The sequence below is a fragment of the Streptomyces sp. NBC_00557 genome, from assembly GCF_036345995.1.
Classification (GTDB): domain Bacteria; phylum Actinomycetota; class Actinomycetes; order Streptomycetales; family Streptomycetaceae; genus Streptomyces.
Map to the genome: position 1 here is coordinate 5,978,202 of NZ_CP107796.1, position 17,672 is coordinate 5,995,873.

14 protein-coding genes and 1 pseudogene are annotated in these 17,672 nt (G+C 71.5%); 8 read left to right on the forward strand and 7 right to left on the reverse strand.

Annotation, left to right across the window (positions count from 1 at the left end):
• Positions 1–3: 3 nt before the first annotated feature.
• From OG956_RS26215 to panB, 3 genes are all read right to left on the reverse strand, one after another.
• Positions 4–816 (reverse strand): ABC transporter permease, encoded by an 813-nt coding sequence (locus tag OG956_RS26215; RefSeq protein ID WP_330340449.1) that lies wholly within the window; start codon positions 814–816, stop codon positions 4–6.
• On the reverse strand, positions 813–1,838 hold the full coding sequence (locus tag OG956_RS26220; RefSeq protein WP_330340450.1) for an ATP-binding cassette domain-containing protein: 1,026 nt from the start codon (positions 1,836–1,838) through the stop codon (positions 813–815). Before OG956_RS26220 ends, OG956_RS26215 begins: the two co-directional genes overlap by 4 nt.
• Positions 1,839–1,999: 161 nt before the next feature.
• Positions 2,000–2,866 carry a 3-methyl-2-oxobutanoate hydroxymethyltransferase gene (gene panB, locus OG956_RS26225; protein ID WP_330340451.1) on the reverse strand — a complete coding sequence of 289 codons (867 nt, stop codon included), beginning with the start codon at positions 2,864–2,866 and terminating at the stop codon, positions 2,000–2,002.
• A gap of 254 nt (positions 2,867–3,120) precedes the next feature.
• Here panB and OG956_RS26230 point away from each other — a divergent pair, with 254 nt between their 5' ends.
• From OG956_RS26230 to OG956_RS26245, 4 genes are all read left to right on the forward strand, one after another.
• The gene (locus OG956_RS26230) at positions 3,121–4,707 is read left to right on the forward strand and encodes an MFS transporter (protein ID WP_330340452.1); all 1,587 of its coding nucleotides are present in this window, start codon (positions 3,121–3,123) and stop codon (positions 4,705–4,707) included.
• 107 nt (positions 4,708–4,814) lie between these two features.
• Positions 4,815–5,444, forward strand: coding sequence for a TetR/AcrR family transcriptional regulator (locus OG956_RS26235; RefSeq protein WP_330340453.1), 630 nt, complete (start codon positions 4,815–4,817; stop codon positions 5,442–5,444).
• A 190-nt stretch (positions 5,445–5,634) separates the two neighbouring features.
• Positions 5,635–6,684: an endonuclease/exonuclease/phosphatase family protein gene (locus OG956_RS26240; protein ID WP_330340454.1), complete on the forward strand. Its 1,050-nt coding sequence runs from the start codon at positions 5,635–5,637 to the stop codon at positions 6,682–6,684.
• Positions 6,685–6,779: 95 nt separating this feature from the next.
• A complete protein-coding gene (locus tag OG956_RS26245; protein ID WP_330340455.1) occupies positions 6,780–7,997 on the forward strand; it encodes an MFS transporter in 1,218 nt (405 codons plus the stop codon).
• A gap of 88 nt (positions 7,998–8,085) precedes the next feature.
• Here the strand turns inward: OG956_RS26245 and OG956_RS26250 are convergent, their stop codons facing one another.
• The 3 genes from OG956_RS26250 to OG956_RS26260 form a co-directional block, all read right to left on the reverse strand.
• A complete protein-coding gene (locus OG956_RS26250) occupies positions 8,086–10,029 on the reverse strand; it encodes a S53 family peptidase (protein ID WP_330340456.1) in 1,944 nt (647 codons plus the stop codon).
• 233 nt (positions 10,030–10,262) lie between these two features.
• Entirely contained in the window at positions 10,263–10,895 is a 633-nt protein-coding gene (locus tag OG956_RS26255; RefSeq protein WP_330340457.1) for a DUF305 domain-containing protein, read from the reverse strand.
• Positions 10,895–11,581 carry a DUF3105 domain-containing protein gene (locus tag OG956_RS26260; protein WP_330340458.1) on the reverse strand — a complete coding sequence of 229 codons (687 nt, stop codon included), beginning with the start codon at positions 11,579–11,581 and terminating at the stop codon, positions 10,895–10,897. Before OG956_RS26260 ends, OG956_RS26255 begins: the two co-directional genes overlap by 1 nt.
• Positions 11,582–11,732: 151 nt before the next feature.
• On the opposite strand from OG956_RS26260, the gene OG956_RS26265 reads away from it, so the two are divergent.
• Positions 11,733–12,185 (forward strand): RrF2 family transcriptional regulator, encoded by a 453-nt coding sequence (locus OG956_RS26265; RefSeq protein WP_330340459.1) that lies wholly within the window; start codon positions 11,733–11,735, stop codon positions 12,183–12,185.
• A 729-nt stretch (positions 12,186–12,914) separates the two neighbouring features.
• Here OG956_RS26265 and OG956_RS26270 read toward each other — a convergent pair.
• Positions 12,915–14,099: a globin domain-containing protein gene (locus OG956_RS26270; RefSeq protein ID WP_330340460.1), complete on the reverse strand. Its 1,185-nt coding sequence runs from the start codon at positions 14,097–14,099 to the stop codon at positions 12,915–12,917.
• A 344-nt stretch (positions 14,100–14,443) separates the two neighbouring features.
• Between OG956_RS26270 and OG956_RS26275 the strand changes: the two genes are divergently transcribed.
• The 3 genes and pseudogenes from OG956_RS26275 to OG956_RS26285 form a co-directional block, all read left to right on the forward strand.
• On the forward strand, positions 14,444–15,805 hold the full coding sequence (locus OG956_RS26275; protein WP_330340461.1) for a glutamine synthetase family protein: 1,362 nt from the start codon (positions 14,444–14,446) through the stop codon (positions 15,803–15,805).
• A 198-nt stretch (positions 15,806–16,003) separates the two neighbouring features.
• Positions 16,004–17,419 carry an MFS transporter gene (locus OG956_RS26280; protein ID WP_443065611.1) on the forward strand — a complete coding sequence of 472 codons (1,416 nt, stop codon included), beginning with the start codon at positions 16,004–16,006 and terminating at the stop codon, positions 17,417–17,419.
• A 42-nt stretch (positions 17,420–17,461) separates the two neighbouring features.
• Positions 17,462–17,665 (forward strand): annotated as a pseudogene (locus OG956_RS26285) (hypothetical protein); the annotation flags it as partial.
• Positions 17,666–17,672: the final 7 nt, after the last annotated feature.

Genomic DNA, 17,672 nt, shown 5'->3' on the forward strand with positions numbered 1-17,672 from the left:
CTGTCAGTGCTTGGTGCGGAACTTGTGGATCGCGACCGGTGCCATGACCGCCGTGATCCCCACCGACCAGGCCACCGTCACCCACAGGTCGTGCGCGACCGGACCGCCGATCATCAGTCCGCGGGCCGCGTCCGCGAGCGTGGACAGCGGGTTGTAGTCGGTGAAGCGCTGCAGCCAGCCCGGCATCGACGCGGTCGGGGCGAAGATCGAGGACCCGAACTGCAGCGGGAACAGCACCAGGAACCCCATCGCCTGCACCGACTGCGCGTTCTTCAGGATGACGCCGAGGGTGAGGAACACCCACATGATCGAGGAGGCGAACAGCGCGGACAGGCCGACGGTCGCGAACAGGCCGGTCCAGCTGGTGATGTGGAAGCCGACCAGCACGGAGACGACCATCAGCACGGCCGTGGCGAACAGCATCCGCCCCAGCTCGACGGCGATCTTCGCGAACAGCACGGACCCGCGCCCGATCGGCAGCGACCGGAACCGGTCCATGACCCCGCTGTTGAAGTCCTGGCTGAAGCCGGTGCCGACGCCCTGGGCCAGCGTCATGCTCATCATGGCGATCATGCCGGGGATGACGTACTGCACGTACCTGCTCTGGCCACCGCCCAGCGCCTGCCCGATCGAGCCGCCGAAGACGTACACGAACAGCAGGGTGAAGACGACCGGCATGAGCAGCGCGTCGAACATCGACTCCGGGTCCTGGCGGATCCACAGCAGGTTGCGCCGGATGAGCGCGCCGGTGTGCCGCAGGTGGCCGCGCAGCGGGATACGGGCGTCGGTGGGAACGGCAATGGTGGTGGCGCTCATGCGGCGACCTCCTCGCGGGAGTCGGCGGGCTCGGTGTCCTGCGGGGCACTGGCGCGGTGGCCGGTGAGGGACAGGAACACCTCGTCCAGGCTGGGCAGTTCGGTGGTGATGGAGGAGATCGTGATGCCGCGCGCGGTGACGGCGCCGACCACGGCGGTCAGCTGCTCGTCGCTCAGGATCGGCACCAGCAGGGTCCCGGACTCGGTGTCCACGGTGGTGCTGGCGAGCCCGGTGATGCCGAGTTCGTCCATCATGTCGGCGAGCGGCCGCAGCTGCAGCGGATCGACCGGCCGGACCCGGAGGGTGCGCCCGCCGACGCGGGCCTTGAGCTCCTCGATGCCGCCGCCCGCGATGACCTTGCCGCGGTCCACCACGGTCAGCTCGGAGGCGAGCTGCTCGGCCTCCTCCATGTACTGGGTGGTCAGCAGCACGGTCACGCCGTCGCCGACCATCGCCTTCACCTCGTCCCACACCTCGTTGCGGGTGCGCGGGTCGAGCCCGGTGGTCGGCTCGTCCAGGTAGAGGACGGCGGGCCGTCCGATCATGGAGGCGGCCAGGTCCAGCCGCCGCCGCATACCGCCGGAGTAGGTGCTCGCCGGGCGCTTGGCCGCGTCGGTCAGCGAGAACCGCTCCAGCAGCTCGTCGGCGCGGGCGCGGGCGTCCCTGCGGGGCAGGTCCAGCAGCCGGCCGATCATGTACAGGTTCTCCCGGCCGGACAGCTTCTCGTCGACCGAGGCGTACTGCCCGGTCAGCCCTATCACCCGGCGCAGCTGCCGGGGCTGCCGTACGACGTCGTAGCCGGCCACGGTGGCCCGGCCGGCGTCCGGGGCGAGCAGGGTGGACAGGATCCGGACGAGGGTGGTCTTGCCGGCGCCGTTCGGCCCGAGCACACCCATCACGGTGCCCTCGCGCACGTCCAGGTCGACACCGTCCAGCGCCTTGGTCTCGCCGTAGTGCTTGACCAGTCCCCGTACCGTCACGGCGTGGCTCGCGCCGCCGGGGTTCTCATGGATTCGCGTCATGCCGAAGAGCGTGCCAGCCGCCACCGACAAACCACCGACAGCCGACCGACAACGGCGCCGACAGCCGGCCGGCAGGGCGTCGGCGGCGGGGCCTGCCGGAAACCCAGCAGCCCCGCTGACGGGGGAAGATCAGCGGGGCTGCCCGGGTGTTTCCGCAGTGGCTAGTGGACGGAGTGCTCCTCCAGCGGGAACGCGCCGGAGACGACCTCCTCGGCGAACGACTTCACCGCGTCGCCCATGACCTGGCGCAGGTCGGCGTACTTCTTGACGAACTTCGGCACCCGGCCGGAGGTCAGGCCGAGCATGTCCGTCCAGACCAGGACCTGCGCGTCGGTCTCGGGTCCGGCGCCGATGCCGACGGTCGGGATGTGCAGCACGCGCGTCACCTCGGCCGCCAGCTCCGCCGGAACCAGCTCCAGGACGACGGCGAAGGCGCCCGCGTCCTGGACGGACTTCGCGTCGCGCAGGAGCTGCTGGGCAGCCTCCTCGCCCCGGCCCTGCACCCGGTAGCCCATCGCGTTCACGGACTGCGGGGTCAGGCCGATGTGGGCCATGACCGGGATGCCGGACTCGACGAGGAGCCGGATCTGGTCGTGCGAGCGCTCGCCGCCCTCCAGCTTGACCGCGCCGACCCCGGCCTCCTTCACCAGCCGGGTCGCCGAGCGCAGCGCCTGCACCGGGCCCTCCTGGTAGGAGCCGAAGGGGAGGTCGCCGACGATCAGGGCGCGCTGCGTGCCGCGTACGACGGCCGCCGACAGCATGGTCATCTCGTCGAGGGTGACGGGCACGGTCGTGTCGTACCCGAGGTGGCAGTTGCCCGCCGAGTCGCCGACCAGGAGCACCGGGATCCCGGCCTCGTCGAAGACGGACGCGGTCATCGCGTCGTAGGCGGTGAGCATGGGCCACTTCTCGCCGCGTTCCTTGGCGAGGGCGATGTCGCGGACGGTGATGCGGCGGGTGCCCTTCCCTCCGTACAGCGCTTTGCTGCCGTCGGAGGGCTTGTTCTGGGCAGCCGAAAGCTGCGTCATGGCAACGGCTCCTTCAGTCATCTCGAGGCGCCCTCACGGCGTCCCCGGATCGTCTCCATGGTGGCACCTCGTGCCAGTCACGGCCAGAGGGGGCGCCTGTGATCCCCGCCGATGGCCGGTCCGTGTCCCCGCCGGTGGCCGGTCCGGCTCCGGGACCGTCCGTCCCGCGCCGGAGGAAGCGGGCCGCGTAACGCCTTGATAAAGACGTAAGATACGAGACCGTTCCGTATCGAAATTGCCGTAGGCTCGAAGACATGACAAGTCCTGTCCCTGCCTCCCGGATACCGGAAGCGGTGCACCGGCGCCGCTGGGCGATCCTCGGCGTCCTGATGCTGAGCCTGCTCATCGTGGTGCTCGACAACTCGATCCTGAACGTCGCCATCAAGACCATCGCCAGCCCCGCGCCGACCGGCCTCGGCGCCTCCCAGGGGCAGATCGAGTGGGCGATCAACGCCTACACCCTCGTCTTCGCCGGCCTGTTGTTCACCGCCGGCCTCATCGGCGACCGCCTCGGCCGGAAGAAGGTGCTGCTCGGCGGCATCGCCGTGTTCGGCATCGGCTCCATGCTCGCCGCCGAGTCGGGCACGCCGGACCAGCTGATCGCCTACCGCGCGCTGATGGCCCTCGGTGCCGCCTTCGTCATGCCCGCCACCCTCGCCGTGCTGATGAACGTCTTCGAGCGCGAGGAGCAGCCCAAGGCCATCGGCATCTGGGCCGGCGGCGTCGGCCTCGCCATCGCCATCGGCCCGATCACCGGCGGCGCGCTCCTCGACCACTTCTGGTGGGGCTCGGTCTTCTTCATCAACGTGCCGATCGTGGTCGTCGCGCTGATCCTGATGAGCTGGCTGGTGCCCGACTCCCGCGACCCGAAGCCCGGCCGCCTCGACCCCATCGGCGTCGTCCTGTCCGTCGTCGGCCTCGTGCTGCTGGTCTACGGCATCATCAAGGGCGGCGAACTGGCCGACTTCACCGACGCCAAGGTGCTCGCCACCATCATCGCCGGCCTCGTCGTCCTGACCGGCTTCGTCCTGTTCGAGAAGCGCAGCGACCACCCCTCGCTCGACGTCACCTACTTCAAGAACAAGGTGTTCTCGGCCGCCATGAGCGCCATCGCGCTGGTCTTCTTCGCGCTGATGGGGGTGACGTTCTTCGGCGTCTTCTACACCCAGAGCGTGCGCGGCTACTCCCCGCTGGAGTCCGGCGTGCTGATGCTGCCGCTCGCCTGCGCCCAGCTGATCTTCGCGCCGCGCGCCCGGCTGCTGGTCGACCGGTTCGGCAACAAGGCCACCACCACCGCCGGCCTGGTGCTGATCGCCGCCACCCTGGCCGCGTTCGCCACCTTCGAGGCCGACACGCCGATCTGGATCCTCGAGGTCGTCTTCTTCCTCATGGGCACCGGCATGGCGCACATCATGACCCCGACCTCGGTCGTCATCATGCAGGCACTGCCGCGCGAGAAGGCCGGCTCCGCCTCCGCGCTCAGCAACACCTTCCGCCAGGTCGGCGGCGCCCTCGGCATCGCCGTCCTCGGCTCGGTGCTCGCCACGTCGTACCGCAACGGCATCGAGGGCAAGCTCGGCATGCTGCCGCCCGCCCTGCGCGACAAGGCCGCCGAGTCCATCGAGGCCACCCTCGGCATCGCCGGCAGGCTCGGCCCGCAGGGCAAGGCCCTGGTCACCCCCGCCGACGACGCGTTCCTGCACGCGATGCACGTCACCGCGCTGTGCGGCGTGGGCGTGGCGCTGGTCGGCGCCGTCGTGACGGCCCTGTTCCTGCCCGGCAAGCCGCCGGCCGCTCAGGCGGACGAACAGGAGGCGGAGTTGGCCGTCGCCGCGGAGTGACGCGCGACGCGGACGCGGACCGAGACCGTACGGTCGTACGGTCGTACACGGGGGAAGGAGGCGGCTGCGGGACAATTCCCGCAGCACAGTGAGAGGACGGACACGACGTGAGCCTTGCCGAGAGCCGGCCGCGGCCGGACGGGCCCGCGCGGGGGCGACCCCGCAGCGAGGCCGTGGAACGGGCCATCCTGGAAGGCGTGATGAAGCTCCTGGAGGAGGGCGTGCCGCTCGCCGAACTCTCCATCGAGCGCGTCGCGCGCACGGCCGGCGTCGGCAAGGCCACCATCTACCGCCGCTGGAGCGGCAAGGAGGAGCTGTTCGTCGACGTCGTACGCGCCGCCGAACCCCCCGACCCCGAACTCCCCGGCACCTCCCTGCGCGACGACCTCGTCGTGCTGCTGGAGTCCCTGCGCCGGCGCGGGCTCGTCCAGCGGAGCTCGGCGATCCTGCACAACGTCTACGCGCAGATGAAGCACAGCCCGAAGATCTGGTCGGCGTACCACGCCAGCGTCATCGCGCCCCGCCGCGAACTCGGCATGGAGGTGCTGCGCCGGGGCCGGGAGAACGGCGAACTGCGGCCGGACGTCGACCTGGAGCTGGCCAACGACCTGTTCGTCGGCCCCATGCTGGTGCGCACCGTGCTGCGCCCCGACGGCGACCTCCCCGAGGACCTCGCGGAGCGGATCGTCGACGCGGTCCTGGAAGGCCTACGGCCCGTCAGCTCGACAGCCTCGTAGCACCGATGTGCACGTTTCGTCACAAACCCCGGGTGTGCCGGGAGTGACGGAACCCCTCCTCCCGCTTCACTCGTCATCGTCTTCCGTACGGCCGTCGTACGACGGCGGGAACGGAGCCGATCATCCCCTAGGGTCGTCACAGGCACGGGGGAACGACGGCGTGTGCACGGCAGGCAGTGAGGCAGACGGTATGGCGCAGCAGGCGTACATGACGGAGACGGCAGACGGCGGCTCGGGGCCCGAGCGACCGGGAACCCGGCTTCGGCGCCTGCTGCACCGGCTGCTCGACGGCCTGCGGGGCGACCGGCGCGTCTGGCGCCGCGGCATCGTCCTGGCGGCGCTGGCCGTGATCCTCGCCCTGGTGATGCTGCTGCACTCGCGCATCCCGAACCGGGTGGGCAACCTCGGCAGCCTCACCGAGACGTTCCTGCCGTGGCTGGGCCTCGCCATCCCGGTGCTGCTGCTCCTCGGCCTGCTGCGCAGGTCGGCGACCGCGCTGATCGCCGTGCTGCTCCCGGCGGTCGTGTGGCTGAACCTCTTCGGCGGGCTGCTCACCGACAAGACCGGCTCGGGCGGCGACCTGATGGTGGCGACCCACAACGTCAACGCCGGGAACCCCGACCCCGCGGGCACCGCCCGCCAGGTGGCCGCCTCCGGCGCGGACGTCCTGGCCCTGGAGGAGGTCCCCGCAGGCGCCGTACCCGTCTACGAGAAGGCGCTCGCGCCGACGTACCGGTACCACGCGGTCGAGGGCACGGTCGGCCTGTGGAGCAAGTACCCGATGAGCGACGTGCGGGCGGTGGACATCAAGCTCGGCTGGAAGCGCGCGATGCGGGCCACCCTCGCCACGCCGAAGGGCCCCGTCGCGGTGTACGTCGCCCACATGCCCTCGGTGCGGGTGAAGATGAAGGCCGGGTTCACGGCCCGGCAGCGCGACACGAGCGCCGACGCGCTGGGCGAGGCCATCGCGGCCGAGCCGCTGAAGCGGGTCATCCTGCTCGGCGACCTGAACGGCACGATGAACGACCGCTCGCTCAACGCCGTCACCTCCCAGATGCGTTCCACACAGGGCGCGGCGGGCAGCGGCTTCGGGTTCAGCTGGCCGGCGTCGTTCCCGATGGCGCGGATCGACCAGATCATGGTCAGGGGCGTGGAGCCGGACAGCTCCTGGACCCTGCCCCGCACCGGCAGCGACCACCTTCCGGTGGCTGCCCGTGTGAAGCTGGACACGTCGTCGTAACCCCTTGGAATACCGGGCCTGAGAGGCTTTGTTCCGCAGTTGAACATAAGCTGTACGGAATCCTGCCCCCCGACCTCGAAAGGCACAGGCCCTTCATGCCCCTGGCCCTGCTCGCTCTGGCCGTCGGCGCTTTCGGAATCGGAACGACCGAGTTCGTGATGATGGGCCTGCTGCCCGACGTCGCGGACGACCTGCACATCTCCATCCCCGCCGCCGGGCACCTGGTCTCGGCGTACGCGCTGGGCGTGGTGATCGGCGCCCCGCTGCTGGCCGCGCTCACCGCGCGCATGTCCCGCCGCACGGTGCTGATCGCCCTGATGGCCCTGTTCGTCGCGGGCAACGCCCTCTCGGCGTTCGCCCCCGGCGACGACGCGCTGCTGGCCGCCCGCTTCCTCAGCGGACTGCCGCACGGCGCCTTCTTCGGCGTGGGCGCGGTCGTCGCCACCGCGATGGTCCCGCCGGAGCGCAAGGCGCGCTCGGTGTCGCTGATGTTCCTGGGCCTGACGGTCGCCAACATCGCGGGCGTGCCGGTGGCGACGCTCGTCGGCCAGCACCTGGGCTGGCGGGCTACCTTCCTGGGCGTGAGCGTGATCGGCCTGGCGGCGATCGCGTCGCTGGCGCTGCTCGTTCCGCGTGCCGGGGGGCGTACGGCGGCGCCGACGGGCCTGCGCCACGAACTGGCCGCGCTGACGTCCCTGCCGGTCTGGCTGGCCCTCGGCACGACGGTGGCGGGCTTCGGCGCGCTCTTCGCGGCGTACAGCTATGTGGCCCCGATGCTGACGGAGTCGGCCGGGTTCGCGGAGACGAACGTGACGCTGCTGCTGGCGCTGTTCGGCGTGGGCGCGACGGCGGGCAACCTCCTGGGCGGCCGCCTGGCGGACCACTCCCTGCGCGGCACCCTCTTCGGCGGCCTGACCTCGCTGGGACTCGTCCTCGCGCTGTTCCCGCTCCTCATGAGGGCGGAGTGGAGCGCGGCCCTGGCGGTGGCGCTGCTGGGGATGGCGGCGTTCGTCACCGGCTCGCCGCTGCAGCTGATGGTCATGGAGAAGGCGGCCGCGGCCCCCTCCCTCGCCTCCTCCGCCAACCAGGCGGCCTTCAACCTCGCCAACGCGGGCGGCGCCTGGATCGGCGGCCTCGCCCTCGCGGCAGGCTTCGGCACGACGTCCCCCGCACTGGCCGGCGCGATGCTGGCCGTGCTGGGCCTGGGCGTGGCAAGCGTGGCGTGGGCGGTGGACCGGCGCCGGGCGACTCCGTCGGCCGGCCGCGTGGTGACGTCCCACGTGCCGGAGGGCTCGCAGGCGTTGCGCCACTGAGACCGGTCACAGAGGTCAAGGGGTCGAAGAGAGGGGGCGTGGGGTCCGGTGACCCCACGCCCCTTCCGCTCGGCGGAGCGTCAGCGCGTCAGTGCTTCTGGGCGTACGACTGGACGTAGCCGTTCGCCGGGGAGCCCACGCCGGTGACGTCGTCGTAGCCCTTGACCGCGGACAGGGAGCTGTCCTTGCCCAGGCTGCGGACCGAGGTCAGCAGGCCGCCGGCGGCGTCGAAGCCGTTGGCGAAGTCGACACGGGCGACCGCCAGGCCGGAGCCCGTCGGGTTGTCCGTGACGTCGTGGAAGACGCCGTGCTTGCCGTACTTGGAGTAGATCGCCGGGTTGGCGAAGCCGATCGCCTTGCCGCCGCGCGCCTCCTGGGCCAGCGCCTGGACCGCCGCGATCACCGGAGCGGCGAGCGAGGTGCCGCCGATGCGGTACTCGCTGTACTGCTGCGAGCCGTCCGGGAAGGTCTGGGTCTGGCCGACCAGGAAGCCGGTGTTCGGGTCGGCGATGGCCGCGATGTCCGGGACGACGCGGTTGCCGGAGGCGTTGTTGGCCTTGGCCAGCGCGTCCGGGACGACGCCCTTCTGGTAGTACGGCTCGGCGACCGTCTTGCTGGTGCCGCCGCCCGCGCCCGAGGTGAAGGCGCCGGGGAAGTTGGTCCAGCTCTTGCCGTCGGCCGACAGGGTCGCCTTCTCGGTGCCCCAGCCGGTCTCCCACTCGTACGTGTTGCCCTTGCCCACGGCCAGGGACGTACCGCCGACCGCCGTCACCCAGGCGGAGTTGGCGGGCGTGTCGACCTGCTTCGTGCCGGTGTGGGCGACCTCGTCGCCGTTGTCACCGGAGGAGAAGTAGAAGCCGATGCCCTGCACCGCGCCCAGCTGGAAGACCTGGTCGTAGGCGGCCGCGAGGTCCGGGGTCTGGTTGGCCTCGATGTCGCCCCAGGAGTTGGAGACGATGTCGGCCAGGTGGTTGTCGACGATCTTGCTGAGCGAGTCCAGCAGGTCGTCGTCGTAGCAGGAGGCCGCACCGACGTAGGTGACGTCGGCGGACGGGGCGACCGCGTGCACGGCCTCGACGTCGAGGGTCTCCTCGCCGTACCAGCCGGCGGCGCCGCACTCCTTGGTCTTGGTGTAGTTCTTCGGCAGCACCTGGTGCAGCTGGCCGGTCGTCCAGGCCGCGTCACCGTGCTTGACCGCGTACTTGCCCGCGTCGTAGGCGATCGTCGGGGACGCGTAGGCGTCCGTGATCGCGACGCGGACGCCCTTGCCGGTGTAGTCGCCCGCGCCGTAGGCGGCGCGCAGCTGCTTGCCGGTGTAGCCCTTGATCGCGTACGGGATCTTGCCGCCGTACGCGTCCGGGAGGGTCGTCGCGATGTTCGAGCCGAAGTACGACGAGAACGGCCCGGAGTTCTTGAACACGGCGTCCGGCGGCGGCAGCTGGTCGTCGTGGTTGGCCTTGTGCGGCGCGCTGTCCAGGCCGGTGACGGTGAGGACGGCGCCCTTCAGGCTCTCCGGGACGGAGGCCGTCTGGGCCGGGGCGCGGTAGGTCTTCGAGCCCTTGGCGTAGTTGTGCAGCTGGGTGCCGAACGCCTTCTCGGCGGCGGCCACGTCACCGGAGACGGCGACGTAGTGCTGGGTGACCTCGGTGACCTTCAGGCCGGCCGACGTCAGCCAGGACTTCACGGCGGCCACCTGGGCCTTGGTGGCCCCGAAGGCGGCCTGCGCCTTCTTGGCGCTCAGGTACTTGCCGTACAGCGGCGAGCTGGGGTCGGACACGGCCTTGGCGTAGGCGGCGAGGCCCGCCGCGTCCTTGCCGGCCAGGTAGACCCGGGCGTTCACCTGGGCGCTGTTCGAGGTCGCGCCCTTGTCCGCCTTGGCCGTGGCCCACAGCGGCTTGGTGCCCTTGATTGCGGAACGAGCGGGACTGTCCGCGGCGTGTGCCGCGGGTATGCCCAGCGCCAGCGCGCCGGCGACCATGGGCAGTGTCGCTGCCATGCTCACGGCGCGCAGCTTGGCGCGGTTGGATCTCATAGAACCCCCTGCGATGCGGTTCGCATGCATGTAGTGGCTGATGCGTCATGCGTCCGCGTGCCGGCCCGCGGCGGTTCGGCCGACCGTATGGATCACACGATGGGGGTCACTCTTTCGATGAACCGTTCATGCCAGGGGAACGGAATGGTCAAGAGAAGCTCAAGTAACCGTCAGTTAGGCCGATTTGAGCCGATTTGTCCTCACGGGTCGATTACGAAACCGCTGTCCCGCTTTCACGAACGCGGCGCGGAGCCCCGCTCCTTGAGCATCTGCGCCATCACCTGAAGCTCCGACTGCTGCGCGTCGACCATGCCCTGGGCGAGCCGCTTCTCCACGCCGACGGTGCATTTCCGGACACACCCCTCGGCCATGTGGATGCCGCCCTTGTGATGCTCCGTCATCAGCTGCAGGTAGAGGATCTCGGCCTGTCTGCCGTTCAGCGACCGGAGCTTCCTCAGCTCCGTGTCGGTCGCCATGCCCGGCATCAGCGAGCCGTCCCCGCGCTCGGGCATGTCGCCCATGCCCATCCACGCCATCCGCGGCTTCGCCGACACCTTCGGCAGGCCCCACAGGTCCAGCCAGCCGAGCAGCATGCCGCGCTGGTTGGCCTGCGTCTGCGCGATGTCGTAGGCCAGCCGCCGCACCTCCGGGTTCTTCGTGCGGTCCCGGACGATGTACGACATCTCCACGGCCTGCTGGTGGTGCACGGCCATGTCCCGGGCGAACCCGGCGTCCGCCGACTCCGCGCCCGGCACCCTCGGAACCGGACCGCCGGCGTCCTCGGCGACCGCGTAGGTGACCGCGCCGGCCGCGACGAGCACCGCCGCCGCGGCTCCGGCGATCCAGCCGGCGTGCCGCCGCTTCACTACATCGCCCCGCTGGTGCAGGCGGCACCGGGCTCCGGGGTCTGCGGGCCCTGGACGTAGGCGGCGAAGAACTTGTCCACCTCGGGGTCCGACGCGCTCCTGACGGCCACCTGGTGGCCCCACGCCGACAGGACCAGCGGCGCCGCCTGGTTCTCGTACGGACTCATCAGCGAGTAGGGCGTCTTCCGCACCTTCGCCGCGAGCGCGTCGACGTCCGCCTTGCTCGCCTTTCCGGTGTACGTCACCCAGACCGCGCCGTGCTCCAGCGAGTGCACGGCGTTCTCGTCCTGCAGCGGCTTGGTGTAGACGGTGCCGTCACAGGTCGCCCAGACCGGGTTGTGGTTGCCGCCGACCGGCGGGTGCATCGGGTACGACACCTTGGTCTGCACGTGCGTCCGCGCCAGCTTGCCGGACCAGGTCCGCACACCGTCCCTGCCGGTGACCCAGTGCCCGGAGTCCCCGGAATTCCCGGACTTCCCGGCGGGCTTGGCGTCGCTCACGGTGTCCTTCTTCTTCCCGGACTGGGAGTTGACCAGGACCACACCGCCGACGACGAGGCCGGCGACGACCACCACGCTCGCCGCGATGGCGACGACGCGGTTGCGGCGCTCGCGCACACGCTCGGCTCGACGCATTTCCTCGATGCGCGCCTTGCGCGTCGCGCCGCTGTTCTTGGCGGAACCCATGAGGTGTCCTTCTGGGGGAAAGGGCCGGCAACGGGAAGGGTGGGGCCCGCTGATCGTAGTGGGAAAGGAGCCCACTTCCGTAGACGGGGCGCGGCGAAGAGTGACCGGGAGAAAATTTGAACGGAGGATGCGTATTACCTAGGCTCCTGGTATGCGGCTCCTGCGCTCCACCGACCTGGCCTTGCGCGTCCTGATGCGACTGGCCGTGGCCGGCGACGCCACGCCCACCACCCGCCAGGTCGCGGAAGACATGGACGTGCCGTACACGCACGCGGCGAAGGTCGTCGCCGAACTCCAGCACCTGGGCCTGGTCGACGCCAGACGCGGCCGGGGCGGCGGTCTGGCGCTGACCGGAAAGGGCCGCACGGCCTCGGTCGGCGCGGTGGTGCGCACCTTCGAGGGCGACGGGGACGTCGTCGACTGTGAGGGCACCTCGGGTACGGCCCCCTGCCCCCTGAACTCCGGCTGCCGCCTGCGAGGCGCCCTGCGCCGGGCCCAGGAGGCGTTCTACGCGGCGCTGGACCCGGTCACCGTGGCGGACATCGTCACCGACCCGACGGGACCGCTGCTGCTGGGCATCTCCCGGGGACCGCGGGGCGGTTGACGGTTCCCGGCGCACCGGGTTCACCGACGGGCGCCAAGGTGCGCGCGTGACGGAGGGGAGCCAGGGGGACGGGTGACGAACGGTGGAACGAGTTCGTCAGGGAGCTCGAGAAGAGCCGGGGGACGCACCAGCCGGCCGCGGCTGAACCCGGGGCCGCCGCACGGCGGCCGCGCCGCCGGGGCCTGATGGCGGCGACGGCCGTCGCCGCCGCCGTGGCCGTGGTGGCGGGGGCGGCCTTCTGGCTGAGTACGGCGCACCGCACGCGGCACGCGACGGCGGCCGGGACGGCGGAGCGCGCGGCGGCCGCGCCCCCGCAGGCGCCGGCCGCACCCTCCGAGCGGCCGGTGCGCTCGGCGCGGCCGTCCCCGGCGGCGACGCTGCCGGGGCGTGATCGGGGTCCTCTACAAGAACGCGTCCGGCAACCAGTACACGATCGTCGCGTTCGGCCTGCGGGACCCGGCCGACGCCGTCCCATGGTCACCGAGCCGGTCTCGCACCCCACGGACTACGAGGTGGGCGTGCTGACGCCGCCCGCCGGATCCGGTCCGCGGACGCTTCCGGCGGACAGCGGGCCGGTGCAGTCCTTGCCGGATACGGCAGGCTGCTGGTCGTCGGCCCACGGCCGTACCGCCGACTAGCAAGCCCTGGCCGACAGGCTGTCACCGCTCATGAACAAGGAGACCGAGGTGGCCGGCGGACGCGGCCTGTCCGCCTGACCGGTCAGCCGCCCTACTGGGCCAGCCACAGGTCCGGGCCGAACACCTCGTAGTGGATGTCGGCCGGGGCCACACCCTTCTCGATCAGCTGACCGCGCACCGCGCGCATGAAGGGCAGCGGTCCGCACAGGTACGCGCGCGTGCCGGCCGGTACGGCGATGCCGGCGAGGTCGACCAGGCCGGTGCGGGCGCCCGGCCCGGCGTCGCGCTCGTAGAAGAAGTGCACGGAGGCGTCCGCGAGCTTCCCGGCGTACGTCTCGTGCTCGGTGCGCAGAGCGTGGCCGGCGGGGGAGCGGTCGCCGTGGACCACGGTGACCGGAGCGGCGTGCCCGTTCGCCGCGAGGTCGGCCAGCATCGCGACCATGGGGGTGACGCCGATGCCCGCGGAGGCGAGCAGGAGGGGGGTGCCGGCGTCGGCGTCCAGGACGAGGTCGCCGTACGGCTCGGACAGGTGCAGCACGTCGCCGACCCGCACGCGCGCGTGGAGGTGGTTCGAGACCTCGCCGGCGGGGGTGGCGTCGTCGCCGGTCACGCGCTTGACGCTGAACTGGCGGAGCGTCCCGCCCGGCGCGCCGGACAGGCTGTACTGCCGGATCTGGCGGGCGCCGTCGGGCAGCTCGACCTGGACGGAGACGTACTGGCCCGCGCGGAAGTCGCGCACCGGGCAGCCGTCGGCCGGGCGCAGCCGGAAGGTGACCACGTCCGCGGTCTCCGCGACGCGCTCCACGACCTCCCAGGGCCGCCGCTCGGTGCTGCCGCTCTCCTCGTACAGCCGCTTCTCGATCGCCATGAGCGCGTTCGCCATCAGCCAGTAGACGTCGGTCCAGGCGGCGGCGACCTCGGGGGTGGCGGCCTCGCCGAGGACCTCGGCGATGGCGGCGAAGAGGTGCTCGTGGACGATCGGGTAGTGCTCGGGGGCCACGCCCAGGGAGGCGTGCTTGTGGGCGATCCGGCCGAGCATCGCGTCGGGCCGCCGGCCGGGGTGGTCCAGCAGGTGGGTGGCGAAGGCGGCGATCGAGCCGGCGAGGGCCTGCTTCTGGGCGCCGGAGGCCTGGTTGCCGCGGTTGAACAGGTTCCGCAGCAGCTCGGGGTGGGCGGCGAAGAGCCGGGCGTAGAACCGCTCGGTGATGTCGCCGATGGCCGCGCCGACGGCGGGAAGGGTGGCGCGGACGGTGGCTGCGGACTGCTCGGTCAGCATCGGGACTCCTTGCAACTCGACTGATCGGAACGCTAAGAAAACTTGCATCTGAGATGCAAATTAAACGGGCGTGGTGTCCCTCACTCCCCGCACTCTCCTCACTCAGCGCACCGGCCCCGCGCGCGGCGGATCCGGACCGCCCATTACGGATGCCGGTCCGAGCAGGCAAGATGGGCGACACAGGAGTACATCCGCCGTACGCGAGGCGTTCAGGCCGAGGACGCGTCCGCGATCAAGGTCCGCAACGCGCACGAAATCGTGTTGTGGTGGGATGCTCAGGTGCCGACCGCCTCCCGCGGGACCGAGGACAGGCGGCCTGACCAGCAAGGATGGGGAATCGGAAGATGGACAAGCAGCAGGAGTTCGTGCTCCGGACACTGGAGGAGCGCGACATCCGGTTCGTACGCCTGTGGTTCACGGACGTGCTGGGCTTCCTGAAGTCCGTCGCCGTGGCCCCTGCCGAGCTGGAGCAGGCCTTCGACGAGGGCATCGGCTTCGACGGCTCGGCCATCGAGGGCTTCGCCCGGGTCTACGAGTCCGACATGATCGCCAAGCCGGACCCGTCGACCTTCCAGGTCCTGCCCTGGCGCGCGGAGACCCCCGGCACCGCCCGCATGTTCTGCGACATCCTCATGCCGGACGGCTCCCCGTCCTTCGCCGACCCGCGGTACGTGCTCAAGCGCGCCCTGGCCCGCACCTCCGACCTGGGCTTCACCTTCTACACCCACCCCGAGATCGAGTTCTTCCTGCTGAAGGACAAGCCGCTCGACGGCTCCCGCCCCACCCCGGCGGACAACTCGGGCTACTTCGACCACACGCCCACCAACGTCGGCATGGACTTCCGCCGCCAGGCGATCACCATGCTGGAGTCGATGGGCATCTCGGTGGAGTTCTCCCACCACGAGGGCGCCCCCGGCCAGCAGGAGATCGACCTGCGCTACGCCGACGCACTGTCCACGGCCGACAACATCATGACGTTCCGCCTGGTCATGAAGCAGGTGGCGCTGGAACAGGGGGTGCAGGCGACCTTCATGCCCAAGCCGTTCTCCGAGCACCCCGGCTCCGGCATGCACACCCACCTGTCCCTCTTCGAGGGCGACCGGAACGCGTTCTACGAATCGGGCGCCGAGTACCAGCTCTCCAAGGTCGGCCGCTCCTTCATCGCGGGCCTGCTGAAGCACGCCGCGGAGATCTCCGCGGTCACCAACCAGTGGGTGAACTCCTACAAGCGCATCTGGGGCGGCTCCGAGCGCACGGCCGGCGCGGGCGGCGAGGCCCCGTCGTACATCTGCTGGGGCCACAACAACCGCAGCGCCCTGGTCCGCGTCCCGATGTACAAGCCCGGCAAGACCGGCTCCGCGCGCGTGGAGGTCCGCTCCCTCGACTCCGGCGCCAACCCCTACCTGGCCTACGCCGTCCTCCTGGCCGCCGGCCTGAAGGGCATCGAGGAGGGCTACGAGCTCCCGCCGGGCGCCGAGGACGACGTCTGGGCCCTGTCCAACGCCGAGCGCCGCGCGATGGGCATCGAACCGCTCCCGCAGAACCTCGGCGAGGCCCTGACCCTCATGGAGAGCAGCGACCTGGTCGCCGAGACCCTCGGCGAACACGTCTTCGACTTCTTCCTGCGCAACAAGCGCCAGGAGTGGGAGGAGTACCGCTCGGAGGTCACGGCGTTCGAGCTGAAGAAGAACCTGCCGGTGCTGTAGGGGCGGGCCGGGGCGGGTTTCCGCCGAAACGATGCCTCGGGGCCGGCGGTCACGGACCGCCGGCCCCCTCGTCTTCCGGCAGCCCGGTGGTTCGGCGGAGCCGCGCCCAGGCGGGGGGCGTTTGTCACCGAATTTCCGTTCTTCGCGGCTTAGCATGCTCACTGCCCAGGGAGCCGTGGACAGAACGGGGTCGGCGACGTGCCTTTCGCGGAGCCGGCCGGCGGCCGGGAGGCCGGGTGTCCGGGGGCTGCCCCGCCGGACGCACGGCGTTCCACGGCGCCGCTGCTGGCCGTGTGCGCCGGGTACTTCATGGTCATCCTGGACGTCACGATCATCAATGTCGCCGTCCCCGTGGTGGGCCGGGACCTGTCGGCCTCGCTCACCGGCATCCAGTGGATCACCGACGGGTACACCCTCGTCTTCGCCGGGTTCCTGATGACCGGTGGCGCGCTGGGCGACCGGCTGGGCAACCGGCGCGTCTTCTGCGCCGGCGTCGCGGTGTTCACGGTGGCCTCGGCGGCGTGCGCGCTCGCGCCGAGCGCCGCCTTCCTCGTCGGGGCCCGGCTGGTGGAGGGGCTCGGCGCGGCACTGATCGTCCCGGGCTCGCTCGCCCTGCTCCAGGAGGCCTACCCGGCGCCGGCGGCACGCTCGCGCGCCTTCGGGCTGTGGGGGTCGATGGCGGGCATCGCGGCCTCGGCGGGGCCCCTGGTGGGCGGGCTGCTGGTGTCCACGGCGGGCTGGCGCTGGGTCTTCCTCATCAACCTTCCCGTCGGCGCCCTCTGCCTGGCCCTGACGTGGCGGTACGTCGCACGGTCCCCGCGGCACGCCGAACGGCCCCTGGACGGCCCGGCCCAGTGCGCCGTGGTGGCGGCGGTGGCCCTGCTGACGGCCGCGCTGAACGAGGCCGGACGGCGCGGCTGGTCCGATCCGGCCGTGCTCGCCGGACTGGGCCTGGCCGTCCTGGCGGTGGCGGCGTTCGTGCTGCGCGAGCGGCTCGCCCGCAGCCCCGTCCTTCCGCTGCGGCTGCTGCGCACCCGTGCGATGAGCGGCGCGGCCGCCATCGGCCTGCTGTTCAACTTCGCGTTCTACGGCATGGTGTTCACCGCGAGCCTCGACTTCCAGCACCAGCGCGGCCTCAGCGCCCTCGACACCGGGCTCGCCCTCTTCCCGGCCGTGGCCGTGACCATGTTCGCCTCCGTCCTGTCCGGAAGGCTGAGCCGCCGCACCGGCGACCGGCCGCTGGTGATGTGCGGGATGCTGCTCGGCGCCCTCGGTCTCGGCGGCTGGGCCGCGCTGGGCGCCGAACCGGCCTACGCGCTGCTGGTGGCGCCGATGACGGCCACCGGATTCGGTACGTCCTTCGCGCTCACCGGCTCCACCGCCACCGTGATGGGCGCGGCGCCGGAGGCGTACGCGGGGGCCGCCTCCGCCCTGTTCAACACCACCCGGCAGATCGGCAGCGCCGCCGGCGTGGCACTCGGCGGCAGCCTGCTGGCCGGCAGCGCCGGCTACGGCGGCGGACTGCGCGCCTCCATGATCGCCGGCGCTCTCGCCTACCTGACCGCCGCGGCCCTGGCCTGGCTGTGCGTCCCGAGCCGTGCGCCGTCCGGCTAGGCGAGAGCCCGGCCCGGCCGGCTACCGCTACCCGGTATCAAGGCCGAGTGCGGCCACGTCGACAAGGCGAACCGGGTCTCCCAGGCCCGGTTCGCGTGCCGGTCCTGCGGATTCGTTGATCACGCAGACCGCAGCGGCTCCCGCAACATCCGCGCCCGCGCCCGGGAGTTGTGGCGGCGCGGGGCCCAGTCAACAGCCCCTGCCCCACCCCCGAGAACGCCAACCTCGAGGGTGAAGAGCGGATGAACGCCGG